This window comes from Nitrobacter hamburgensis X14, assembly GCF_000013885.1.
GTDB lineage: Bacteria > Pseudomonadota > Alphaproteobacteria > Rhizobiales > Xanthobacteraceae > Nitrobacter > Nitrobacter hamburgensis.
Genome location: NC_007964.1, coordinates 2,103,947 through 2,124,609, shown reverse-complemented (window position 1 = coordinate 2,124,609; position 20,663 = coordinate 2,103,947). Strand labels below are relative to the sequence as shown.

The window sequence follows — 20,663 nt, the reverse complement described above, 5'->3', positions numbered from 1 at the left end:
CCGATCAATACGCCGCACCGTGGACAAGCGAGATTATTTGTTCATAAATTCGATGGAGAACGACCATGACTGACTCCCAACTTCGTCAAGACATCATCGATGAATTTGATTTTGATCCAGCTTTTGATGGCGAGCATATTGGCGTCGCCGTCGATAGCAACGTCGTCAGCCTGACCGGCCATGTTACCAGCTATGCCCAAAAGGTCGCGGCCATCGCAGCCGCCCGGCGCGTCAAGGGTGTGCACGCGATCGCGGAGAATATCGAGGTCCGCTACTCGTTTCAGGCCAAGACGGCGGATGACCAGATCGCCAAACGCGCGATAGATATCCTGACATGGGATGTCATTGTTCCCGACACTGTCGAGGTGCTCGTTCAAGACGGCTGGGTCACTATAAGCGGCCACGTCAATTCGTACTATCAGAAAACAGCGGCGGAAGACGATGTTCGCAAACTATCCGGGGTGCGCGGTGTAACGAACACGATCACCATCAAGCCCCGCGCTGAGGCATCGAACGTCAAAACCAAGATCGAGTTAGCGCTCAAACGCCACGCAGAAATCGAAGCCAATGCAATCCGCGTTACGGTCGAGAATGGCAACAAGGTCATTCTAGACGGCAAGGTCGACAATTGGGATGAACGACGTGCCGCCGAGAACGCCGCTTGGTCTGCGCCCGGCGTAGCTTTTGTCGAAGACCACCTCACGATCCGCTGATCGTTCGGCCTGCAGCATCTTTTGACGGTGCTGCAGGCTGATCAAAACACGGCTCATTTCTTCTCTGGACAGGGGGTCGGCAGCTCCTTTGCCTCCTCCTCCGCCAGCAATTTTAAAATGATCTTGCGCTTTTGTTCATCCATCGTGTCCGCAAGCAGCTTTCGGTAGAGAAGAATGTTTTCCTCGTGAACATAGCGTTGCATCGAGAAATCCCCTTCGCTCGGAAGCACAGGGCTTTGTAGGGAGAGACAAAGCGCCCGCCGGGGCCGGCTGCATAGTATTTTGTGATATATTTTAGCCGGATAAAGCCATATCTTCAAGCCTACGCGGCTCTACCATAAGTCGCGGTCACGGCCCCGTGATAGCCTCATTAGCTGGGAATACGAGGGGCTCATTACGCGACGGACAGTCGATTTTTCAATGAAGCTTTCCATGCCGTGCCGGAAGTGAACCGTGACGAGTGACGATCTGCCATCCTTAAATAGCTTGTTCCGTGACGACGAGTTGCAACGCGGAATTGACAAATCCGGTGTTGGCATCTGGGATCTTGATCTCTCGACCCGGAAGCTGTTCTGGTCCAGCCCAACACACAGGCTTTTTGGCGTCCCGGAAAATGCCCCGGTCAGTTACGATCTTTTCCTCTCCCTGCTCCTGCCGGAAGATCGCGCGCGCACCGAATCGGCTATCCAACGCTCTATCAAGACCGGATGCAGGTTTGATATTCAGTACCGCATCCGTGGGACACCGGCAGGGAGTCGATGGGTTCGGGCACGAGGCGGTCTCGTCATCAACGACGACGGAGTGCCGCGGCGCCTGAGTGGCGTGGTGCTCGATATCGACGATCAGAAGTTAATCGAAGAAGCCCTGCTTGCGCGCGAAGATCACCTGCGTTCGATTCTCGACACGATTCCCGATGCGATGATTGTTATTGACGATCACGGCATCATACAGCACTTCAGCACTGCAGCCGAACGTCTATTCGGCTATTCAGAACATGAAGCCATTGGCCAGAATGTCAGCATTTTGATGCCTGAACCGGATAGCAGCCGACACGACGGCTATTTGGCCCGCTATCAATCCACTGGCGAACGGCACATCATCGGCATCGGACGGATTGTCACCGGGAAGCGCCGAGATGGGGCCACGTTCCCAATGCATCTGTCCGTCGGTGAGATGCACTCCGGTGGAAAGCGGCATTTTACCGGATTTGTTCGTGATCTTACAGAGCATCAGCGAACCCAGGCCAAACTTCAGGAACTGCACTCTGAACTGGTTCACATATCTCGCTTGAGCGCGATGGGTGAAATGGCCTCTGCGCTCGCGCACGAATTGAACCAGCCGCTCACCGCGATCAGCAACTACATGAAGGGCTCGCGCCGTCTTCTGGCGGCGAGCACCGACCCTAACATCGCGAAGATCGAAACGGCGTTGGATCGCGCCGCGGATCAAGCCATCCGCGCCGGCCAGATCATTCGACGGTTGCGCGATTTTGTCTCCCGGCGGGAGTCCGAGAAGCGCGTCGAAAGCCTGGCGAAGCTGATAGAAGAGGCCGTTGCTCTCGGCCTCGCGGGCGCCCGTGAACAAAATGTCATGCTACGGCTTGATCTGGATGCGGAATGCGATCGCGTCCTCGTCGACCGCGTGCAGATTCAGCAAGTCTTGATCAATCTCTTTCGGAACGCCCTGGAGGCGATGGTGGAATCACCAAAACGGGAAATCGCCGCCTCCAGCACGAAAGCTTCAGACGATACGGTCGAACTGTCCATATCGGATACTGGCCATGGCTTCAGTGAAGCCACTACCGCAAACCTGTTCGAGACTTTCTTCACGACCAAGGAAACCGGTATGGGCGTGGGGCTCTCTATCAGCCGATCTATCATAGAAGCCCACGGCGGCCGAATGTGGGCCGAACCGAACGATTCCGGCGGCGCCACCTTCCGACTGACCTTGCCTATAGCACCGACCGAGGATTTGCCTGATGTCGCATAAGGGAAATGTCTATGTCATCGACGACGATCCTGCGATGCGGGACTCGCTTGATTTCCTCCTTGGCTCGGCAGGCTTCAAAGTCATGCTGTTCGACGCTGCCGCCGATTTCCTCAATGCTCATGCCGGTCTTCGTTTTGGCTGCCTCATATCCGACGTTCGCATGCCTGGCATCGACGGAATGGATCTGCTTCGACGCCTCAAAGCCAATGCTTCGCCCCTGCCCGTCATCATCATGACCGGACACGGGGATATTCCCCTCGCAGTTGAAGCGATAAAGTTGGGTGCGCTCGATTTCATTGAAAAGCCATTTGAAGATGAACGACTGATCGGGATGATCGAGACCGCACTCCAACAGAGTCCCGGTCATGCGAAGAGTGACGCCATCTCGGCGGAGATCGCATCGAGGATCGCGAGTCTCAGTCAGCGCGAGCGTCAGGTCATGGACGGCCTCGTCGCAGGGCTGTCCAATAAGCTGATCGCCCGCGAACACAACATCAGCCCCAGGACGATTGAGGTTTACCGGGCAAATGTCATGACCAAAATGCAGGCACATAACCTGTCCGAGCTGATCCGGCTTGCGCTACGCGCAGGCATTTTGAACGATTGAGCTAAATCAAGTCACCGCATTCCCACAGTCGTATCGTTCACGATTAGCTATCGGGATTTGCGACATCAGATGCCAGAGTTCACAATCGAAAAACACAAAATCTGGGTTCTCGATGACGATCATGCTGTGCTTCAGTCATTGCGATTCCTGCTCGAAACCCATGGGTTCAAGGTTCGCACCTTCGGCGCCGCCGTGACGCTGTTGACTTCCATTGACCCGGACGATGTCGATTGCCTGGTGATCGATTACAAATTGCCCCATATGGATGGGCTGGATGTGGCGGCTCGCCTCCGTCAACGAAATGTCGCGGCGCCGATTGTTCTCATCACCGGCTATCCCAACCGGCATATGGGGGAGAAGGCCGCGGCCGCCGGCATAGATTCTGTTTTATTCAAGCCTCATTTGGAGGAGAGCCTTGTGACACGCGTTCGGGAGGCCATCTCTCGCCGATATCCAAGCGATTAGAACCCATCTCATAATGGTTATAATGGCAAAAGTCATATCTGATGAGGATTGATGGTCCTCCACGGATCGACCGCGATTCGGCAGTACCGGCAACAACAGGAACGACATCGCAAGCAAGTCAGCACGGCGCGAATCCTGAAGCCATTGCGCCAGCTCGCCGGCGACGTAGCCCGGGGGGCGTGGATGCGCTCGAGGATTGCAGGCCAAAGCTGGGACGGGTCTGGAACCGCATTCCCGAAGACGTGCGGGATCAGATCGTAGCCAGCGAACCGGCATTGTATCCGAACACTCCACAGATTTTTGTCGAAATGGTTGCCGAGAACAACGAGCCGCCAAACAGTTTCGCCTTGCCGACACCACCCGTAGCCATCGCTCCGGCCGCAAATCTCTTCCATCCGACTAAAAATATTCGCATCACCGCGCGAGTGTTTGATCAACATCAAGGGGGCCCGGCAACTCGGGCTCAAATATAAATATAGCTACGGCTCGATGGGAAGCGAGAATGGACATCAGAGAAGCAATCGACGGCCGGCGAGCCGTCCGCGAATTCACAACGAAGCCCGTAGAAGAAGCGGTATTGCACCTTCTCGTCGACGCAGCGATCCAGGCTCCCAGCGCGGTCAATCGGCAGCCATGGCTGCTTACGATCGTTAGAGACAGCAGCCTCCTGGCGCGCGTTTCGAACGAAGCGAAAGCCTACATGCTCAGAACTTCTCCAGCGGCGCTGGCTCCGCACCATTTCCTGGACATCCTGAACGATCCGAAGTTCGACATCTTCTACGGCGCTCCCGTGCTGGTCGTAATCTCCGCAGCCGCAGGTCCTTGGGCGGTCGAGGACTGTTCGCTCGCAGCAGAGAACCTGAAGCTCGCAGCGCACGCGGCAGGGCTTGGCACTTGTTGGATAGGGTTTGCGCTAGGTCGGCTCGGAACCCCCGACGGCAAATCAGCCCTGAAGTTAGCTGACACCGGTATCCCGGTTGCCCCAATTATCGTCGGGCATCCGAAGTCAGTTCCTTCCGCGGTTTCGAGGAAAGCTCCAAGGATTAATTGGATCTCGTAGGAACACCGCATGACAACATCTTCGCCCGGCCCTCTGCATGTCACCAAAGCTCGTCGGACACCATCACCACAACCGGCCAAGGACAGGGCGAACTCCAAATGGCAACGCCGACGTAAAGTCGCCACCGTTTCATTCGGCACGCTCCTGATAGTTGGCGCGTTGTCGATCGCGGCCGGATGGGAAAGTTTTCGGCAGATCCTCGTGATCATCACCCTGGACTGAACGCAGCAGCTCTACCGGCGTGATGGAGATCAATCCTGAATCAAACGACACTACCCAAGATTGAAGTTGCGAAACCAACAAGGAGTTCTGATCATGCAAGCGCGCGATGTGATGGTTTCCCCCGTAATTACCGTTGGGAAAATTGCGACGGTTCGGGATGTCGCAAAGATCTTGCTTGAGAAGCGCATCAGTGCCGTTCCCGTCGTCGACAATGTCGGCAAGGTTATCGGCATCGTGACTGAGAGCGATTTAATGCACCGCGCGGAAGCCGGGACTGAACGCCCCTATTCGTGGTGGGTACATTTCCTCGCTGGCGATGCGACGATGGCGGCCGATTATGTCAAATCGCATGCGACGAGGATTGAAGATGTCATGACCACCGATGTCGTAACGGCGACCCCGGAAACGCTATTGCATGAAATCGCCATGTTGTTCGAGGAGCGACAGATCAAACGTGTTCCGATCGTTAACAATGACGGCGACCTTGTTGGTATCGTCAGCCGGGCCAACCTAATCCAGGCGGTCGCCAGCGCGCGGCCCAAGCTAGAAATGACCCTTCCAGATTCGACTATTCGACAGAAGCTGCTCGACGAACTGAAAAAGAAGTCGTGGGCGCACACTCACAATCTGGGCGTGACGGTAACCAACGGAGTTGTCGACCTCTGGGGTTATGCAGTATCCGCCGATCAACGGGGAGCGATCCGCGTCGCAGCTGAAGCCATTCCGGGCGTCACGGCGGTCAACGATCACCTCGCGGACAGCTCAACTTTTGTCTGGACACCCGGGTGAGCGTGCCTCAGGCTGCCGCCTGATCGCTGGCGACGCCTGCGGAGCATAAGGGAGGCGAAATGCTCTGCCGTCAGGGATTAATGTACGATCAGAAGTTCCACCCCGGCGCCCGCCGCCTGTCCGGGATCTGTTCGCGGATGACGAGGGCCAGGGCAATTTTGGCTTCGATGCCGCACGCAAGGAATATGTCGACCAGGTCGAGGCCGGCATTGTCGATCCTGCAAGGGCGGTTCGCACCGCATTGGTAAATGCAGTCTCGGTCGCGAGCGTGCGCGCGAGGCCATCTCTCGTTGACATCCGAGCCATTAGAACCCCTTCACAGGAACCAAGCGCCCCGGCTCCTCGGACGCCCTCGCTGCCTGCCTCACGTCCGGTAACCTACTTAGGACGCGGCCCCTAAGTCGCAATACCTGTGACGCATCTGACAAACCGTCGTCCCGACCCAAGGAGATGGCGCATGCTAACGCAGCCGCCATCCGCTCAGCACGAATACCTAAAGGCCGCCGTCCACCGGTCGGATTTCAATCCAGATCCAAACGATGATGTCGACCAACATAGCCGACCACGTCAGACTAGGCAGCCACGACGAGACCTCCGGCAAGCGCAACAGCGCTAATTCCCCCGACCAGAAGCCCGACTCTCTTGCTTCCCACCCAACCGGCCATAATGGCCTTGGAGACGGTGTTGATTGCAATCGCAATCATGATGGCACGGGCCGCTGTATTCAAATCTACATCGTCTCCGGCCATGCGAGCGATTGAGATCGTCACGGCGTCGACGTCCGCGATTCCGGAAAGCGCCGCCACAGCCAGGACGCCGACGCCACCGAACGTTCGACGCACCAGTTCTGCGGCCAGCATCACGGCTGCAAGTAATGCAGCCAGCTTGATTGCAGTTCCGAGGGCAAGAGGATTGCTGATCTGAAGTTCAGGCGTCTCCTGCTGGACGTTTCTGAACCACAAGATGGCGGCTCCGATGCTGAGCACCGCAGCGGCGGTCAAGAGTGTGGGTAAAAGCGATGTCAGCAACGCACCGTTGAGCGCGACTGCAATGGCTCCCGCACGCAGCATCATGACGACACCCGCGACCAGAATACCTGCACTCAACAATCCTGATGATGACGGATGCTCGCGAGCCAGCCTCGCCAAAGCGAGCGTGGTGGCTGTGGAGGAAGCCAGCCCTCCCGCGACGGCCGCCATGAAGACCCCAAGTCGATTTCCGAATGCTTTCACCGCCACGTAACCGGCGAATGAAATTGCCCCGATCATGATCGCGAGAAGCCATACCTGATAAGGATTGATCGTTTTCCACGGATCGGTCGGTCGATTCGGCAGCAGCGGCAACAGCAGGAACGACATCGCGAGCAAAGTCAGCACGGCACGAATTTCCTGCCAGCTCAGCGAGTCAATCCACCGATGCAACGGCTCACGCAACGCCAGAAGAACCGTCATGCCGACGGCGCAGGCAATGGCAAGTTGAAGATCTCCGACGACAGCCATCGTCCCGAGCAGGAACGTGAGCATTCCCGCAACAACTGACGTTACACTGGCATGGCCTTCGTTCCTGGCTTCCAGCCAATGAAAGGCCGTGAATGCTGCGATATATCCGAGAAAGACCCACCCAATGACCGAAGCGGTCGTTTGAAGCGCGATGAGACCGGTGACGCCACCCAATAGTCCGGAAAGCGCGAAAGTACGAAAGCCCGCGGCTCGCCGATTGTCCTCCGCATCACGCGTTTGCCAGCCGCGCTCCAGGCCGACAAGGAGCCCAATGGCCAGGGACACCGTAAGGCGACTCAGATCTTCACTATCCATGCCGGTCAACTTCCTCCCAGGACATCACCCCGGCAACGGCTCGACGGCTTCGACTCCGTCGGCCTCCGGTCCTTCCTATCGTATGGCATCATCGGCCTCCGGACGATGTCAGCACCCAACTCAATCTCAACACCCCATGACTTTTGATATCGACACTGCAGGCGACGAGCATGATTTAAATCAATGAGAGTTCCGGGATGCACGTTAAGGCTGATCCATTATGTCAGTCCGCAGGTCCTAAACATGAATGGTACCGATCTTCCTCGGCTTCAGCCGAAGATCCGTCGTGTCAATCTCGATACCGGCCGCGAAAATGTCGTCGTCATATCGCGGCACTCTGCAGCCCTACGACCGGAAATATTTCGGGGCTTCAGTCGCGTGGAGCTCCGTCGGAATGCCAAGATCATGTTGGCCACGCTCATTATTACCGACGACGACTCGTTGGTGGGCCCTGACGACCTAGGACTTTCCGAGCCGGCATTCCGGCGCTTCGCAGAGCCCGTGGGCAGCGCGGTAACAATAGCGCCGGCAGCATCTCCGGCCAGCCTCGATGCGGTGCGCGCCAAAATCATGGGGCAAACCTTCAGCGCAGTCGACATCAGCGCAATTATCGACGATCTCACCCATTATCGGTACTCCGACATGGAGATAGCTGCATTCCTGATCAGTTCTGCCAGCTTCATGACAAATGGCGAACTGATTGCTTTGGTCGATTCGATGGCCCGGGCCGGTACGCAACTCAAATGGAGAAATCCGATTATTGTCGACAAACATTGCATCGGTGGCATTCCCGGAAATCGCACATCCATGATTGTGGTGCCGATCGTGGCAGCTCACGGCCTCACGATTCCAAAGACGTCGTCCCGAGCTATTACGTCCCCCGCCGGTACGGCAGATACGATGGAAATGCTGGCGCGTGTCGATGTCGGCGTTGAAGAAATGAAAGACATCGTAGCTGCATGCCGCGGCTGTCTGGTGTGGGGCGGACATGTCAATCTGTCCCCGGCGGACGACATCCTGATTTCTGTTGAGCGGCCACTTGGCCTCGATACTCGCGAGCAAATGGTAGCTTCTATTCTGTCAAAAAAGCTCGCCGCCGGCTCAACCCATCTCCTGATTGACTTGCCTGTCGGTCCGACCGCCAAGCTCGTCAACGAGATGGAAGCGATGAGGCTCCGCAAACTGTTCGAATTCGTCGGCGATCATTATGGAATATCCGTCGAGGTTGTCGTTACCGATGGTCGCCAGCCGATCGGCAATGGCATTGGTCCCGTTCTTGAGGCGCAGGATGTTATGGCGGTTCTAGCCAATGATCCGGAAGCACCAGCAGACCTGCGCGAAAAATCTTTGCGGCTTGCCGCACACTTACTCGAATATGACCCCAAGCTGCGTGGCGGCAGCGGTTATGCACGCGCCCGCGAACTGCTCGATAGTGGCGCCGCGCTCAAACAAATGCAAAAGATCATCGACGCGCAAGGGCCTCCGACCTGTTGCACAGATTTGGGGAATTTGACGTTCGATGTCACAGCCTCACGCGATGGCTTCGTTTCAGGCATCAACTGCCTGCAGTTGAACCGGCTTGCACGAATCGCGGGAGCGCCCATCGATAAAGGCGCCGGCATCAGACTATTCAAGAAAATTGGCGACCGTGTCCAGCAAGGAGAGCCGCTTTACCGCATCCATGCGTTCGAGCGGTCGGGGCGCGATCTTGCCGCCGCCGGCACAACGGCCTACACGATCGACAGCGAGGAATCCAACCTGGAAGCGACGCCGTGAGCGATATTGCCATCCAGTATCTCCCAACCTCCGCGTCCGATGCAAAGCGCCTTGCATTGCAGCTTGGCGTTTCTGCTCATGAAATTACCCTGCATCATTTTCCCGACGGCGAGATGCGCGTAACGGCTGGTCCAGCGACATCGACGGTGATTGTCTACGCCTCGCTCCACCGGCCCAACGACAAACTGATCGCTCTCTTGTTTGCCGCTGAGTCGCTACGCCGCCAAGGTTCAAAACGCCTCGTGCTGTTGGCTCCATATTTTTGTTACATGCGTCAGGACTCCGCTTTCCACGCAGGTGAGGCTATCAGCCAAAGAGTGATCGGCAAGCTGATCGTGGACACCGTCGATCGTGTCATCACGGTGGACGCCCACCTGCATCGGACCTCTGATATCCGAGCTGCCTTTCCAGGCATCGAGGCCGATAATCTTTCGGCGATACCCGCGATCATGAGCGCGCTTCGATCGGAAAATATCCACCCGGCGACGGTCGTGATCGGCCCTGATTTCGAAGCCCGGCAATGGGTGAGCCGCCTCGCAGAATGTCTAGGCTTGACTTACACAGTTGCGCAAAAGGTTCGTTACAGCGACCAGTCTGTCGAGCTCAGATTCGCCAACCCCTCAATGTTTGCCGGCCGCCCTGCCCTGATAATCGACGATATCGTATCATCAGGCGGCACCCTGATCGCCTGCGCGAAGGCTCTTTCGGCCGCCGGCGCAACGGCCATAGATGCCGTCGTCACGCATGCACTGTTCCCACCGGAACTGATGGTTGCATTCACGAAAGCCGGTATTCATTCCATCCGATCCACCCACAGCGTGCCGCACGCCACCAACACGTTTGATCTCGATGATCTCTTCGCTTCGGCCCTCCACTGCGAGTTCGGCGATACCACCCCGCTCGAGGTCATTTCATGAGCGTCACCATTCAATTCTGCGGTGCGGCACGCACAGTTACGGGTTCTTGTTATCACTTCAAGACTCCGACCGGCAGCTTTTTGGTCGACTGCGGGCTTTTTCAGGGACAGAAGACGCTCAAGGAGCTGAACTATACCGCCTTTCCATTTCGCCCGGCTGATATCGATGTTGTCCTTCTGACTCACGCCCACATCGATCACAGTGGACTGCTGCCCAAACTGGTGCGTGAAGGTTTTCGCGGCCGGATACTGGCGACGCGCGGAACGATCGATCTTTGTTCGTATATGTTGCCGGATTCCGGAAACATTCAGGAGTCCGAAGTCTTCGCTCTGAACCAGCGTAACGTAAAACGCGGGAAATCCGAGGTCAGTCCGATCTACACGCAGGCCGACACCATTGCGTCACTGCAGGCGTTCCAGGCCGTTGAGTACGAGGCATGGACCGATGTCATACCAGCCGTACGCGCTCGTTATTGGAATGCCGGCCATCTTCTCGGATCTGCCTCGATCGAACTGGAGTTTGCTGAAGAAAGTACATCTTCTCACCCGCTGCGACTGCTCGCGTCCGGCGACGTCGGCCCCGATATGAAGTTGCTGCAACCCAATCCTGTGGCCCCAGCGGGATTCGACTATGTCATTTCGGAATCGACCTATGGCGATCGTATTCGCCCGGAAACGACACGACAAAGTCGCCAGCGATGCCTGACCGCCGAGGTCCGCGAAGCCGCCGCAGCAAAAGGCGCCTTGCTGATCCCCGCTTTCGCCGTCGAACGCACGCAGGAGCTCATCATCGACTTGGTTGATCTAATGGAACGCGGCGAAATACCTACCTCACCGATCTTCCTCGATTCTCCTCTCGCGATTCGCGCAACAGAAGTCTTCCGAAAGCATGCTGCAAGCCTTGATCCGAGCATTGATGTGGTTCGCTTGCTCAATTCACCTCATCTCAGGTTCACCGAGACGGTGGAAGAAAGCAAGTCGATCGCAAAGCTCTCCGGCTTTCACATCATTATAGCAGCGAGCGGGATGTGTGACGCCGGCCGTATCCGCCACCATCTCAAGCATTGGCTCTGGAATAGTAGAGCCACGGTGCTTCTGGTCGGCTTCCAGGCCTGCGGCACGCTGGGGCGATTCCTCGAGGAGGGAGCCAAAGCCGTCCGCATCCAGGGTGAGGAGATCAAGGTGTCGGCGCGGATTCGTCGGATCGACGATTATTCAGGACATGCGGACGGATCCGAACTGGCCCGATGGATCGCAGCGCGCCGCCCCATCCGGAGGGGTATATTCCTGGTCCATGGTGAAGAGCCGGCCATTACAGGACTGTCAGAACAGATTGCAGATCGGATTGTACCATCCGCAAAAATTTTTCTTCCTCTTCTCGATGACATTTATGATTTATCGACAAATGTGCCGACGAACCTCAACGCGGCGAACCGCCGTCGGCTAACACCCGAGGCTGTTGTCGCACTCGATTGGCACAACGATATGTCCAAACTCATACTCGACATCAACGAGAGGGTTGCAGCGGCCGCAGACGATCGTGCACGAAACGTCGTCATCAGAAGATTGAGACGAGCACTGGACCCCGAACACTGAGCGACGATTATTTAACAATCATACCTGAGAGGTGAATCGCTCGAATTACGCCAGGATGGTCCCGATCCAGAATCCAGCAACAGCGAACCAGTAGGAGCGTGCAATTCGGAAACGAGCAAGATCTGGTCCGGTTTCCTACTCAAAGCGGCAACTCATCTCTAAGTTTTAGATGATCCGCGATCCGCTCGACCCCGGCAACATTCTCAATGAGCGCCTTCAGGGCCTTGCGTTGATTATGGTCGACAATCACACCCCACATCTGGATTTCCCCGCTCGTCACAACGACGTCAACGATAGCTCCTGCCGCCCAGCTTTCTTTCCGAATCGCAGCGAGGATGTTGTCGCGAACATCCTGCCCGGCGTGGTCGCTCTGATCGAACTTGCGTTCCACCGCTGCAAGGAGTTCGGTCTTCGAGATCATTCCAAGGACAGCACCTTCAAAGACGACTGGAATCTGCGCAACGTGACGGCTCTCCATCAAGGCAATCGCTTCGGTTAAATCCGCATCCGGTGCCACGCATACCGGGTCTTGCGTCATAATCTCATCGACGCTGCGGCCATACGCACGCGCAAAGGCCGTGGCGCTTTCTCCTGCTCCAAAAAATGCGTCGAACCATGGCCGATCTGTTGGCACTGTTCCAAGTTCAACGCGACGCAGAAAGTCACCTTCCGACACGATCCGGACGAGAATGCCGGAACTGTCGACAACCGGTAACCCTCTCCGATTGGTTTCCATCAGAAGCCGAACCGCATCAATCACGCGACAATCCGGCGCGACACTCACCGCCGGCGATCGCATCACTTCGGAAGCCTTCATGGGCAGCCCAACTATCATTGTTTTCGTCACTTATCCGGCACGACGGCGCTGAGGTCTTGATCCACATCAACGCGCATGGATGAAGAACAGCGGGCGTTAGAACCCGCGAAGTTTGCGATAGCTCAACGTTGGATAGAAGGCTTCTGCTTTAGGTGCCTAATAATGACATACACACCGCGATCGCTCATGAATTTCGATCGCGTAACCGTTACCAAGCGATGGTTCAATTGAACCACAATTGTATTGCCTCATGGCCCTACTGTTGGAGTTTCGAGATGGAAATGGCAGCACCACATAATCAGGCTAGTTCCAATGATCTTGATCTGCTCGACAGGTACTGGCGCGCCGCCAATTATTTGTCGGTCGGACAAATCTACCTTCTCGACAATCCGCTATTGCACGAAGCTTTGCGTCCCGAGCACATCAAACCACGGTTGCTGGGACACTGGGGTACGACACCGGGACTCAACTTCATCTACGCGCACCTCAATCGGGCGATCCGCGCGTTCGATCTGAACGTGATTTACATCTGCGGGCCTGGCCATGGCGGGCCCGGCATGGTGGCGAACACTTACCTCGAAGGCACTTATAGCGAGATCTATCCCAACATCAGCCGCGACACTGACGGTCTGCGCAAGCTGTTTCGTCAGTTTTCCTTCCCTGGTGGCATTCCAAGCCACGCCGCGCCGGAGACGCCCGGCTCGATCCACGAAGGCGGCGAACTCGGCTATGCGCTGACGCATGCCTATGGCGCGACATTCGACAACCCGGATCTCATCGTCGCCTGCGTGATTGGCGATGGTGAGGCCGAGACCGGACCACTCGCCGCTTCGTGGCATTCCAACAAGTTTCTGAACCCGATACATGATGGCGCGGTGCTGCCGATCCTGCATCTCAATGGCTACAAGATCGCGAACCCGACCGTGCTCGGCCGGATGGGCGATGAAGAGATTCGGCAACTCTTTACAGGCTATGGCCACGCACCGCTGTTCGTGGAGGGTGACGAGCCCACGCTGTTGCATCGGCAGATGGCCGATGCAACGAAACAGGCGATCGAGAGCATTCGTGCGATCCAGAGAACCGCGCGCGATGGGCGCAAGACAACCGATCTTCCGAAATGGCCGATGATCGTGCTCCGCAGTCCAAAGGGCTGGACGGGGCCGAAGGAAGTCGATGGCCTGAAGGTTGAGGGCTTCTGGCGGGCGCACCAGGTCCCGATCGCCAATCCGCGGGGAAATCCTGAGCATCTGAACCTGCTCGAGCAATGGATGCGCAGCTATCAGCCGGAGCTGCTGTTCGACGAGAATGGCTGCTTGCAACCGGAATTGCAGGCACTCGCCCCGCGCGGGGGCCGACGCATGGGCGCCAATCCCCACGCCAATGGCGGGCTCTTGAAACGCGAACTCAAGCTGCCGGATTTTCATGACTACGCCGTCAAGGTGCCCCACCCCGGCGGTACGGTTGCCGAAGCAACACGGGTGATGGGACAGTTCCTTCGCGACGTCTTGCGCCTGAATGCGGAGACACGAAACTTTCGGATCATGGGCCCGGATGAGACCGCCTCAAACCGTCTCGACGCGGTGTTCGAGGCAACTGAACGCGTCTGGATGGAGAGCACCGAGCCTTACGATGTTCATCTGGCTCAGGATGGTCGCGTCATGGAGGTCTTGAGCGAACATCTCTGCCAGGGCTGGCTTGAGGGATATCTGCTGAGCGGACGGCATGGCTTCTTCTCATGCTACGAAGCCTTCATCCACATCGTGGATTCGATGTTCAATCAGCATGCCAAGTGGCTGAAGGTTTCACGTGGGCTGCCGTGGCGTCGATCGATTGCATCATTGAATTATCTTCTGACTTCGCATGTCTGGCGGCAGGATCATAATGGCTTCAGTCACCAAGACCCTGGCTTTGTCGACCTTGTGGTCAACAAGAAGGCCGATATCGTGCGCGTCTATTTCCCGCCGGATGCCAATTCACTGCTCTGGATCACCGACCACTGCCTGCGCACCTACGATCGCATCAACGTGATCGTCGCCGGCAAGCAACCGGCACAGCAGTGGCTGACCATGCAACAAACCGCCACGCATTGCGACGCTGGCATCGGGATCTGGAGATGGGCCGGCACAGAGGTCGACGGCACCGAACCCGATGTGGTGATGGCCTGCGCCGGTGACGTGCCGACACTGGAAACGTTGGCTGCTGTCAATCTGCTTCGCGAAGGGTTGCCCGACCTGAAAATCCGTGTCGTCAATGTCGTCGACCTGATGACCTTGCAACCGAGGGAGGCGCATCCGCACGGTCTCAGCAACCGCGATTTCGACGGAATGTTCACCCACGACAAGCCTGTAATCTTCGCCTACCATGGTTATCCGAACCTGATCCATCGCCTGACGTACAATCGTACCAACCACGCCGGAATGCACGTTCGCGGGTTCAAGGAAGAAGGCACCACGACGACACCATTCGACATGGTCGTTCGGAACGAACTCGATCGTTTTCATCTGGCGATCGAAGTCATCGAGCGCGTGCCTGGCCTCAGCACCGCTGCTGCCCACCTCAAGCAACAATTTCGCGACGCATTGATCGAACATGCGCTTTATATTTGCCAGCACGGCGAAGATATGCCGCGCATCCGCGACTGGACCTGGCCCTATGGCCATTACGTCGCCACTGACACTGCTTGACGATTGTGGACACGCGAGAGCCGCGCTCCAGTAGGGGTTTTCTCCATGTCCGGCGCCATTCTGGTCCTGAATTCGGGCTCCTCCAGTATCAAATTCGGGTTATACGCGCTCACCGGGAAGAGCGATCCGAACCTGCTCTGCAAGGGCTTGCTGGATGAACACGATGCTACCCCCCGTCTTACCATCAAGGATGTCTCGGGCAATGTCGTCTTCGATCAGCCCCGGCACCGAGATGACAACGGCAATAGAGTTCTGCTCACCGGCCTCCTTGAATGGATCGACGCTTATCTCACTGGCGACCGGCTTTTGGCCATCGGTCACCGGGTTGTTCACGGTGGTCGCGATTTCGTGACCCCGGTGGAGGTCACCGATGCGATTCTTGACGCCCTGTTCGCACTGACGCCACTCGCCCCGATGCACCAGCCGTCAGGCCTGTCGCCGATACGGACCCTGAGATCGCTCCGGCCCGGTTTGCGCCAGATCGCCTGCTTCGATACCGCCTATCATCGTCGCCTTGCGCCACCCGTCAACCGCTACGCCCTTCCGAGACGCTATGAAGCGATCGGCATTCATCGCTATGGCTTTCATGGTCTCTCCTACGAGTTCATCGCCGGATGCCTGCCTGAAATATCGCCCGCACTCGCCAGCAAACGCACCGTTGTCGCACATCTGGGCAGCGGCTCCAGCCTATGCGCCATGCGTCAGGGCACGAGCGTCGACACCACGATGGGTCTGACCCCGCTGGACGGACTGATGATGGCAACACGTTGTGGCGCCATCGATCCCGGCGTACTGTTGTATCTTCAGCAAGGACTTGGCATGTCCGTCGGAGACATCGAGCATCTATTATACAACAAGTCGGGCCTGCTGGGCGTCTCCGAGCTGTCCGGCGACATGCGCGTATTGCTGGCAAGCGCTGACCCGCGCGCTGCGGAAGCGATCGATCTCTTCTGCCTTTACGCAGCGCGAGAGGTCACCGTAATGGCAAACGCGCTGGGTGGCCTGGAGTGCCTGGTTTTCACGGGCGGCATCGGCGAACACAGCATTAAGGTAAGACAGAAAATATGCGATCGGCTGCAATGGCTGGGAGTTCAGCTCGACATGGTTGCGAATGATCGAGGTAATCAACGTATCAGTAAAGAAAACAGCCCGGTGGAAATACGGATCATTCCTACAAACGAAGAGATTATGATTGCCCGCCATTGCTTGGAAATGTTGTAAGCGCAGCGTTGAAGTCCGCCTTCTAACGAAGGCTGCTTAGCCAAACGGTATGTAAGCTTACGTATTATCGCCGGACCATTTCACCTCAAGGATAAAGCCCGCGCCCCCAATAGTAAGCGGTAGCCTGACGTATAAATCGCTCCAATGTGCCCGCCACTGACCGATCAGTCAGGAATGGGATTTGGACACCAGAGACAGATCGCAAAAAGCGTCGAAATAGCCTTGCAAACGTCGGCAGAAACGCGATTCAATAAAAACAACCCCTGCGAATGGCGGGGTATTCGTATTCATCGGATCGAATAACGAAAAATGCCCGACCGCCGATTAGGGCAGCCGGGCCAGTCCTGGGGAAACAGGCCCCGAGCGGGCCTGGCATCGCCGGGGCATGGTTTCCGGCGATTTGTGACGGCCCTATGCATGGGGCCGAATTTCAAACAGATTGACGGTATCCATTCTGATATTTTGAACATAACGTTCAGATCTGCTGTTTGACCTGTATCAATAGACATCTCTCGCCAGCATCACGACAGGGAGTTGGCGACCGTTCGGGGCACGGGTGGGACTCGTTTCGTCGTTCGAGGTCGCTTCAAAGGCGTATGGTTTATCTGCCCAAAAACCGCCGCGAGTAATGGCGTTTTTGAGCCAGATCAAAGAACCCCTGTAATGAATAAGTATCCTCGGCTTGTCGAAATCAAAAAGGGAATCGACATGTCAACCGATACAATCACTGTCGTCGTGTTTGTTATCGCCGTTATAGGTCTATTTGCACTAGCCAGAGCTTGGGCCGATTATCAGTCCACAACTTACCTGCGCGGAAAACAGCCAAGAAGAGAGTCTCGCTGAACTTCATCATCGCGACTGCCGCTCGACCATCTTGACAGTCGCATAAAGCCAGCGTGAAGAAACATGGCGACGGACGGCGCTTCGCTGTCCTCGCCGACCGCAAAGACTTCCATCGTATCGTCAAGCACGATAACGGTCACGCAACCCACCTCCGCCGTAGCCTCCCGCTTCGATCTCATCCGCGAGTTTTCAAAGCAGGCAGCCGGATCACGAAAGCTGCTATCGCATACCCGTTAATGCAGTCACCGGAAGCGGCAACTGTGAGACGAAATTAGTAATTCAATGAGCCATCCCGATCCGGCGGATACAATCTCCTCGTGGACGGTCCACAATCTAGATCGGCTCCGCGACCCGAACAGAGCCCCTGTCGGTCTGACAGAGACGTGCCAGAGGATAACGATTCGGAAAACGTGAACCAACTCCGCCGAATGCGGTGACGCGCCCTCAGGCCGCCGCAGCGGCGCTTTCCTCGTTTGTTGACCTTGAGTTGGCGTTAGCCTTTCAAATTATTTCCGGTTTGCCGACCCGCGATTCATCCCGGATGAATATCGATCCTATTACTGGTCCTTCTTATCAGGGTGGCGTACCGTGATGCCAACACTGGTAGATGGGTTGCACACAGCGACCGGGTCGCTGGCGGGGAAAGTCTGCATCAGGCCTTCATCGAGCAATGCTTCCAGCTTCTGAGATGTCACCTCGTTGACTGGTTGCGCGTGCTTTCCGTGGGACCGCCCAGAACTCCCGGAAGGGAAAAGGATCGTGAGCAGCAGCGATGTGTCCTCGATTCCCCGGATCGAGTGCGGGACACCCCCTTCGAGATACACCCATTGGTAGCCCGAAAGCTCCAGCGTCGTTTCAGGCAAGCCGAGCAGAGCCCGGCCTTCCAGGCAATGCAGCGTGATGGGGCCGTCAACCTGGTGCGTCTTGATCTCCACCCCAGCGTGAACGACGAGGCGTACGACCTCGAACGCTTCCGATTTGACGATGGCGGTTGTCCGCGCATCCTTCAGATTCGAACCCAATGGTGCGAGGTCAAAAACTTCTGCGGGGCTGGCGTGGTGTATGGCCATCGCTTTTATCTCCCTCTACATCCGCCTTCGGCAGGTCTGTGCTGATCGTTATCTTCTGTTCTTCATTATGAGCAGTTGAGCGGAAAACCCAACCCGGTAACCTGTCTTGCAGACACATATCTCACCTCGGTCGGCGCCAAGAGCGGACGAGCCATAGGTCGTCGCGAACAGGCCATAGGCCACGCTGCGGACAATACCAGCAGCTCCATATAGGCGGCCGCTATGAACGGCGCGGCAACAGGGATCCGCTCCAAATGAGCCTCCTGTATTTCCAAGCGGAAGGAGCTGCGGCGCGATACAGGAGCCTGAAGCCGGGCAAGATGAATGGCCACAAGAGGCAACCCCTTTTCGGCGCGAATGCCGACTGGCTCGCTAACCTACCGGCAGAGATGCACGCACGGCGCGTTCTGCGAGAACTGCGGTTTGATCTGCGACAATCACCGAGCGGCCGTGGAAATGCGTGCGCGCTTGCACACGTGGTGGCGCCGGCGCGCCCTGCCAGCAATGCAACCCGGTTGATGAGGCCGAGGCGCCATACTTGCCGCAAGGCTTCAGGACCGAGTTCGACAAAAAGGCTGGCGATATTGACAGGCGAAGGTGACCAGCGGCATCTAAAGAACGATCTACTTCTTTCGCCTATTCTTTCTTCAGCCTTTCCGTAATCGCCTCCTCAGCGAGCTCGTAGGCAGGCCGTTCCTCATTCAATGCAGCACGCTTGAGCTCTCTGATGACGTCAGGTTTCCACTCACTGTTTTGTCACTCGCTCTTCGGCTTTCGGCCGCTCGCCGAGAGGCCGCCCCCGCCCCTTCACCAAACCGAAGATCGCCGGGATCACGACGAGTGTCAGCAGCGTCGACTAGGTCATCCCGCCAATCATCGGCACAGCGATGCGCTGCATAATGTCCGACCCTGTACCGGTGCTCCACTGATGGGCAGCAGGCCCGCCATGATGGCAACCACCGTCATCATCTTGGAACGGACGCGCTCGATCGCGCTCTCCATGATGGCGTCGTGAAGATCACGCCGGATAAGAGCATGCCCCTCGGTGCAGCGCCTTGCCTCATACCGCTTGAGCCTGCCCGATGGGATGATCCGCTGCTACATGAGCGGGTCGAAGATCGCGGGCTTTGGACACCAACTGATCAAGGCTTTGATCCTACCTCCGCCGGAAGGCTCGAACTCGCCTGAGGCGCAGCCGGGTCCGCGGATCATGCACGGGCCCGATGCCCCGTCGTTCCAAGCACTGCGCCGCAGATGATGGAGCTACTTGTCATCGATGAATCGTCGCTACCGGTCTCCTGGGATGCGGACTTCCTCTATGGGCCGCGCGACGCGGCTGACACCGACACCTAAGTTCTGTGCGAAATCAACGCGAGCTCGTGCTTCCCGACCCCCGATGAGGCACCCACGGCTATCGCACGGACGGTTGCCAAGCAGCTTGTGGTTAACAGTCGGCAGGACGGCGCACCGTTGCCCAGACTACATCTCTGACTATCAACTCCGCGATCCAATCCGGACCGGGAAGGATTGGGATGCCAGCGTAATGATTGCGAAGGTTTCGTAGCCGACGGGACGCGGCTCCGCTTCAGAAGCCGCATTCACGGTATTGCTTTTTGGCAAGCCGGAACCGTGAGCCTATCTGGATAAAATCTACATCGAGGCATTGGTCTTTTCGTCGGAAATCGCGGAGACCATCGCATCGAAGATATTCGAGGTTTATTCGCCAACGCCTCTCGGTTGGAGAATAGGTCGCGAAATCATGCTGCGCCCTGGCCGGTCCCTTGCAGATTGCCGCTATATAGTGACGGATGTCGGGCGGCAGTGCATCTATGTGGTGAGGATTCCAGGGATCATCCTTAGGTTGTTGGGATGCCGCCGGCAGCTCGCTCGCAAGTAGAAGAGAATATGCCAATAAGAGGATGCGGACGATCATTCGGTCCTCCACCAGAGAATTTTTCATAAAGATGTGCACATGCTGCTTCGAATGCGCGCCTTGTTGCCTGCCATCTTGAAGGCCGGCAGGGCCAAACGCAACCGTCATTAGCCCTGTGCCGGTTAACGCAATGACCTGCGCCGCAAAG

18 protein-coding genes and 2 pseudogenes are annotated in these 20,663 nt (G+C 56.9%); 14 read left to right on the top strand and 6 right to left on the bottom strand.

Translation table 11 applies throughout. From position 1 onward, the window contains the following. Positions 1-65 precede the first annotated feature (65 nt). Complete coding sequence (locus NHAM_RS09740) at positions 66-713, top strand: BON domain-containing protein (protein WP_011510397.1); 648 nt, start codon at positions 66-68, stop codon at positions 711-713. 53 nt (positions 714-766) lie between these two features. Here NHAM_RS09740 and NHAM_RS27520 read toward each other — a convergent pair whose 3' ends face one another. Then, a complete protein-coding gene (locus NHAM_RS27520; protein ID WP_198137017.1) occupies positions 767-916 on the bottom strand; it encodes a hypothetical protein in 150 nt (49 codons plus the stop codon). Positions 917-1,166: 250 nt separating this feature from the next. Here NHAM_RS27520 and fixL point away from each other — a divergent pair, with 250 nt between their 5' ends. The 7 genes from fixL (at position 1,167) to NHAM_RS09715 (ending at position 5,845) form a co-directional block, all read left to right on the top strand. Then, a complete protein-coding gene (gene fixL, locus NHAM_RS09735; protein ID WP_081434977.1) occupies positions 1,167-2,702 on the top strand; it encodes a sensor protein FixL in 1,536 nt (511 codons plus the stop codon). Next, the gene (fixJ, locus tag NHAM_RS09730) at positions 2,692-3,309 is read left to right on the top strand and encodes a response regulator FixJ (protein WP_011510394.1); all 618 of its coding nucleotides are present in this window, start codon (positions 2,692-2,694) and stop codon (positions 3,307-3,309) included. The genes fixL and fixJ overlap by 11 nt, the downstream gene beginning before the upstream one ends. A 69-nt stretch (positions 3,310-3,378) precedes the next feature. After that, complete coding sequence (locus NHAM_RS09725) at positions 3,379-3,774, top strand: response regulator transcription factor (protein ID WP_011510393.1); 396 nt, start codon at positions 3,379-3,381, stop codon at positions 3,772-3,774. 179 nt (positions 3,775-3,953) lie between these two features. Further along, the gene (locus tag NHAM_RS26600) at positions 3,954-4,247 is read left to right on the top strand and encodes a hypothetical protein (protein ID WP_198137016.1); all 294 of its coding nucleotides are present in this window, start codon (positions 3,954-3,956) and stop codon (positions 4,245-4,247) included. Positions 4,248-4,276: 29 nt separating this feature from the next. Beyond that, positions 4,277-4,834 (top strand): nitroreductase, encoded by a 558-nt coding sequence (locus tag NHAM_RS09720; RefSeq protein ID WP_011510391.1) that lies wholly within the window; start codon positions 4,277-4,279, stop codon positions 4,832-4,834. A 9-nt stretch (positions 4,835-4,843) separates the two neighbouring features. After that, entirely contained in the window at positions 4,844-5,056 is a 213-nt protein-coding gene (locus NHAM_RS26595) for a hypothetical protein (protein WP_157043579.1), read from the top strand. Between the two features lie 93 nt (positions 5,057-5,149). Then, positions 5,150-5,845: a CBS domain-containing protein gene (locus tag NHAM_RS09715; protein ID WP_011510390.1), complete on the top strand. Its 696-nt coding sequence runs from the start codon at positions 5,150-5,152 to the stop codon at positions 5,843-5,845. A gap of 572 nt (positions 5,846-6,417) precedes the next feature. Here NHAM_RS09715 and NHAM_RS09710 read toward each other — a convergent pair. Then, the gene (locus tag NHAM_RS09710; protein WP_011510389.1) at positions 6,418-7,659 is read right to left on the bottom strand and encodes an MgtC/SapB family protein; all 1,242 of its coding nucleotides are present in this window, start codon (positions 7,657-7,659) and stop codon (positions 6,418-6,420) included. A 243-nt stretch (positions 7,660-7,902) separates the two neighbouring features. Between NHAM_RS09710 and NHAM_RS09705 the strand changes: the two genes are divergently transcribed. The 3 genes from NHAM_RS09705 to NHAM_RS09695 are packed head-to-tail and all read left to right on the top strand — an operon-like array spanning position 7,903 to position 11,947. Then, complete coding sequence (locus NHAM_RS09705) at positions 7,903-9,435, top strand: thymidine phosphorylase family protein (RefSeq protein WP_041357912.1); 1,533 nt, start codon at positions 7,903-7,905, stop codon at positions 9,433-9,435. Continuing rightward, entirely contained in the window at positions 9,432-10,352 is a 921-nt protein-coding gene (locus NHAM_RS09700; RefSeq protein WP_011510387.1) for a ribose-phosphate pyrophosphokinase, read from the top strand. Before NHAM_RS09705 ends, NHAM_RS09700 begins: the two co-directional genes overlap by 4 nt. Then, positions 10,349-11,947 carry an MBL fold metallo-hydrolase gene (locus NHAM_RS09695; protein WP_011510386.1) on the top strand — a complete coding sequence of 533 codons (1,599 nt, stop codon included), beginning with the start codon at positions 10,349-10,351 and terminating at the stop codon, positions 11,945-11,947. The genes NHAM_RS09700 and NHAM_RS09695 overlap by 4 nt, the downstream gene beginning before the upstream one ends. Before the next feature lie 139 nt (positions 11,948-12,086). On the opposite strand, the gene NHAM_RS24795 is transcribed toward NHAM_RS09695, so the two are convergent. Then, on the bottom strand, positions 12,087-12,764 hold the full coding sequence (locus NHAM_RS24795) for a CBS domain-containing protein (RefSeq protein ID WP_198137015.1): 678 nt from the start codon (positions 12,762-12,764) through the stop codon (positions 12,087-12,089). A gap of 275 nt (positions 12,765-13,039) precedes the next feature. Here NHAM_RS24795 and NHAM_RS09680 point away from each other — a divergent pair, with 275 nt between their 5' ends. Beyond that, on the top strand, positions 13,040-15,448 hold the full coding sequence (locus NHAM_RS09680) for a phosphoketolase family protein (RefSeq protein ID WP_011510384.1): 2,409 nt from the start codon (positions 13,040-13,042) through the stop codon (positions 15,446-15,448). Between the two features lie 45 nt (positions 15,449-15,493). Further along, a complete protein-coding gene (locus NHAM_RS09675; protein WP_011510383.1) occupies positions 15,494-16,669 on the top strand; it encodes an acetate/propionate family kinase in 1,176 nt (391 codons plus the stop codon). Between the two features lie 1,400 nt (positions 16,670-18,069). Here NHAM_RS09675 and NHAM_RS28120 read toward each other — a convergent pair. Further along, complete coding sequence (locus NHAM_RS28120; protein ID WP_011510382.1) at positions 18,070-18,582, bottom strand: hypothetical protein; 513 nt, start codon at positions 18,580-18,582, stop codon at positions 18,070-18,072. A gap of 745 nt (positions 18,583-19,327) precedes the next feature. Next, positions 19,328-19,623: pseudogene (locus NHAM_RS28115) on the bottom strand (efflux RND transporter permease subunit); the annotation flags it as partial. A 46-nt stretch (positions 19,624-19,669) separates the two neighbouring features. Between NHAM_RS28115 and NHAM_RS29045 the strand changes: the two are divergent. Next, a pseudogene (locus tag NHAM_RS29045) lies at positions 19,670-19,935 on the top strand (hypothetical protein). Between the two features lie 232 nt (positions 19,936-20,167). On the opposite strand, the gene NHAM_RS09655 reads toward NHAM_RS29045, so the two are convergent. Continuing rightward, on the bottom strand, positions 20,168-20,623 hold the full coding sequence (locus NHAM_RS09655) for a hypothetical protein (RefSeq protein WP_011510380.1): 456 nt from the start codon (positions 20,621-20,623) through the stop codon (positions 20,168-20,170). Positions 20,624-20,663: the final 40 nt, after the last annotated feature.

Bases quoted from the DNA above. Each gene is read 5' to 3' on its own strand.
- NHAM_RS09675 (WP_011510383.1), top strand. From the start codon at position 15,494: ATGTCCGGCGCCATTCTGGTCCTGAATTCGGGCTCCTCCAGTATCAAA.
- NHAM_RS09720 (WP_011510391.1), top strand. From the start codon at position 4,277: ATGGACATCAGAGAAGCAATCGACGGCCGGCGAGCCGTCCGCGAATTC.
- NHAM_RS26595 (WP_157043579.1), top strand. From the start codon at position 4,844: ATGACAACATCTTCGCCCGGCCCTCTGCATGTCACCAAAGCTCGTCGG.
- NHAM_RS09655 (WP_011510380.1), bottom strand. From the start codon at position 20,623: ATGACGGTTGCGTTTGGCCCTGCCGGCCTTCAAGATGGCAGGCAACAA.
- NHAM_RS09725 (WP_011510393.1), top strand. From the start codon at position 3,379: ATGCCAGAGTTCACAATCGAAAAACACAAAATCTGGGTTCTCGATGAC.
- NHAM_RS09705 (WP_041357912.1), top strand. From the start codon at position 7,903: ATGAATGGTACCGATCTTCCTCGGCTTCAGCCGAAGATCCGTCGTGTC.
- NHAM_RS09695 (WP_011510386.1), top strand. From the start codon at position 10,349: ATGAGCGTCACCATTCAATTCTGCGGTGCGGCACGCACAGTTACGGGT.
- NHAM_RS27520 (WP_198137017.1), bottom strand. From the start codon at position 916: ATGCAACGCTATGTTCACGAGGAAAACATTCTTCTCTACCGAAAGCTG.
- NHAM_RS09715 (WP_011510390.1), top strand. From the start codon at position 5,150: ATGCAAGCGCGCGATGTGATGGTTTCCCCCGTAATTACCGTTGGGAAA.
- NHAM_RS28120 (WP_011510382.1), bottom strand. From the start codon at position 18,582: ATGGCCATACACCACGCCAGCCCCGCAGAAGTTTTTGACCTCGCACCA.
- fixJ (WP_011510394.1), top strand. From the start codon at position 2,692: ATGTCGCATAAGGGAAATGTCTATGTCATCGACGACGATCCTGCGATG.
- NHAM_RS09710 (WP_011510389.1), bottom strand. From the start codon at position 7,659: ATGGATAGTGAAGATCTGAGTCGCCTTACGGTGTCCCTGGCCATTGGG.
- NHAM_RS09740 (WP_011510397.1), top strand. From the start codon at position 66: ATGACTGACTCCCAACTTCGTCAAGACATCATCGATGAATTTGATTTT.
- NHAM_RS24795 (WP_198137015.1), bottom strand. From the start codon at position 12,764: ATGAAGGCTTCCGAAGTGATGCGATCGCCGGCGGTGAGTGTCGCGCCG.
- NHAM_RS09680 (WP_011510384.1), top strand. From the start codon at position 13,040: ATGGAAATGGCAGCACCACATAATCAGGCTAGTTCCAATGATCTTGAT.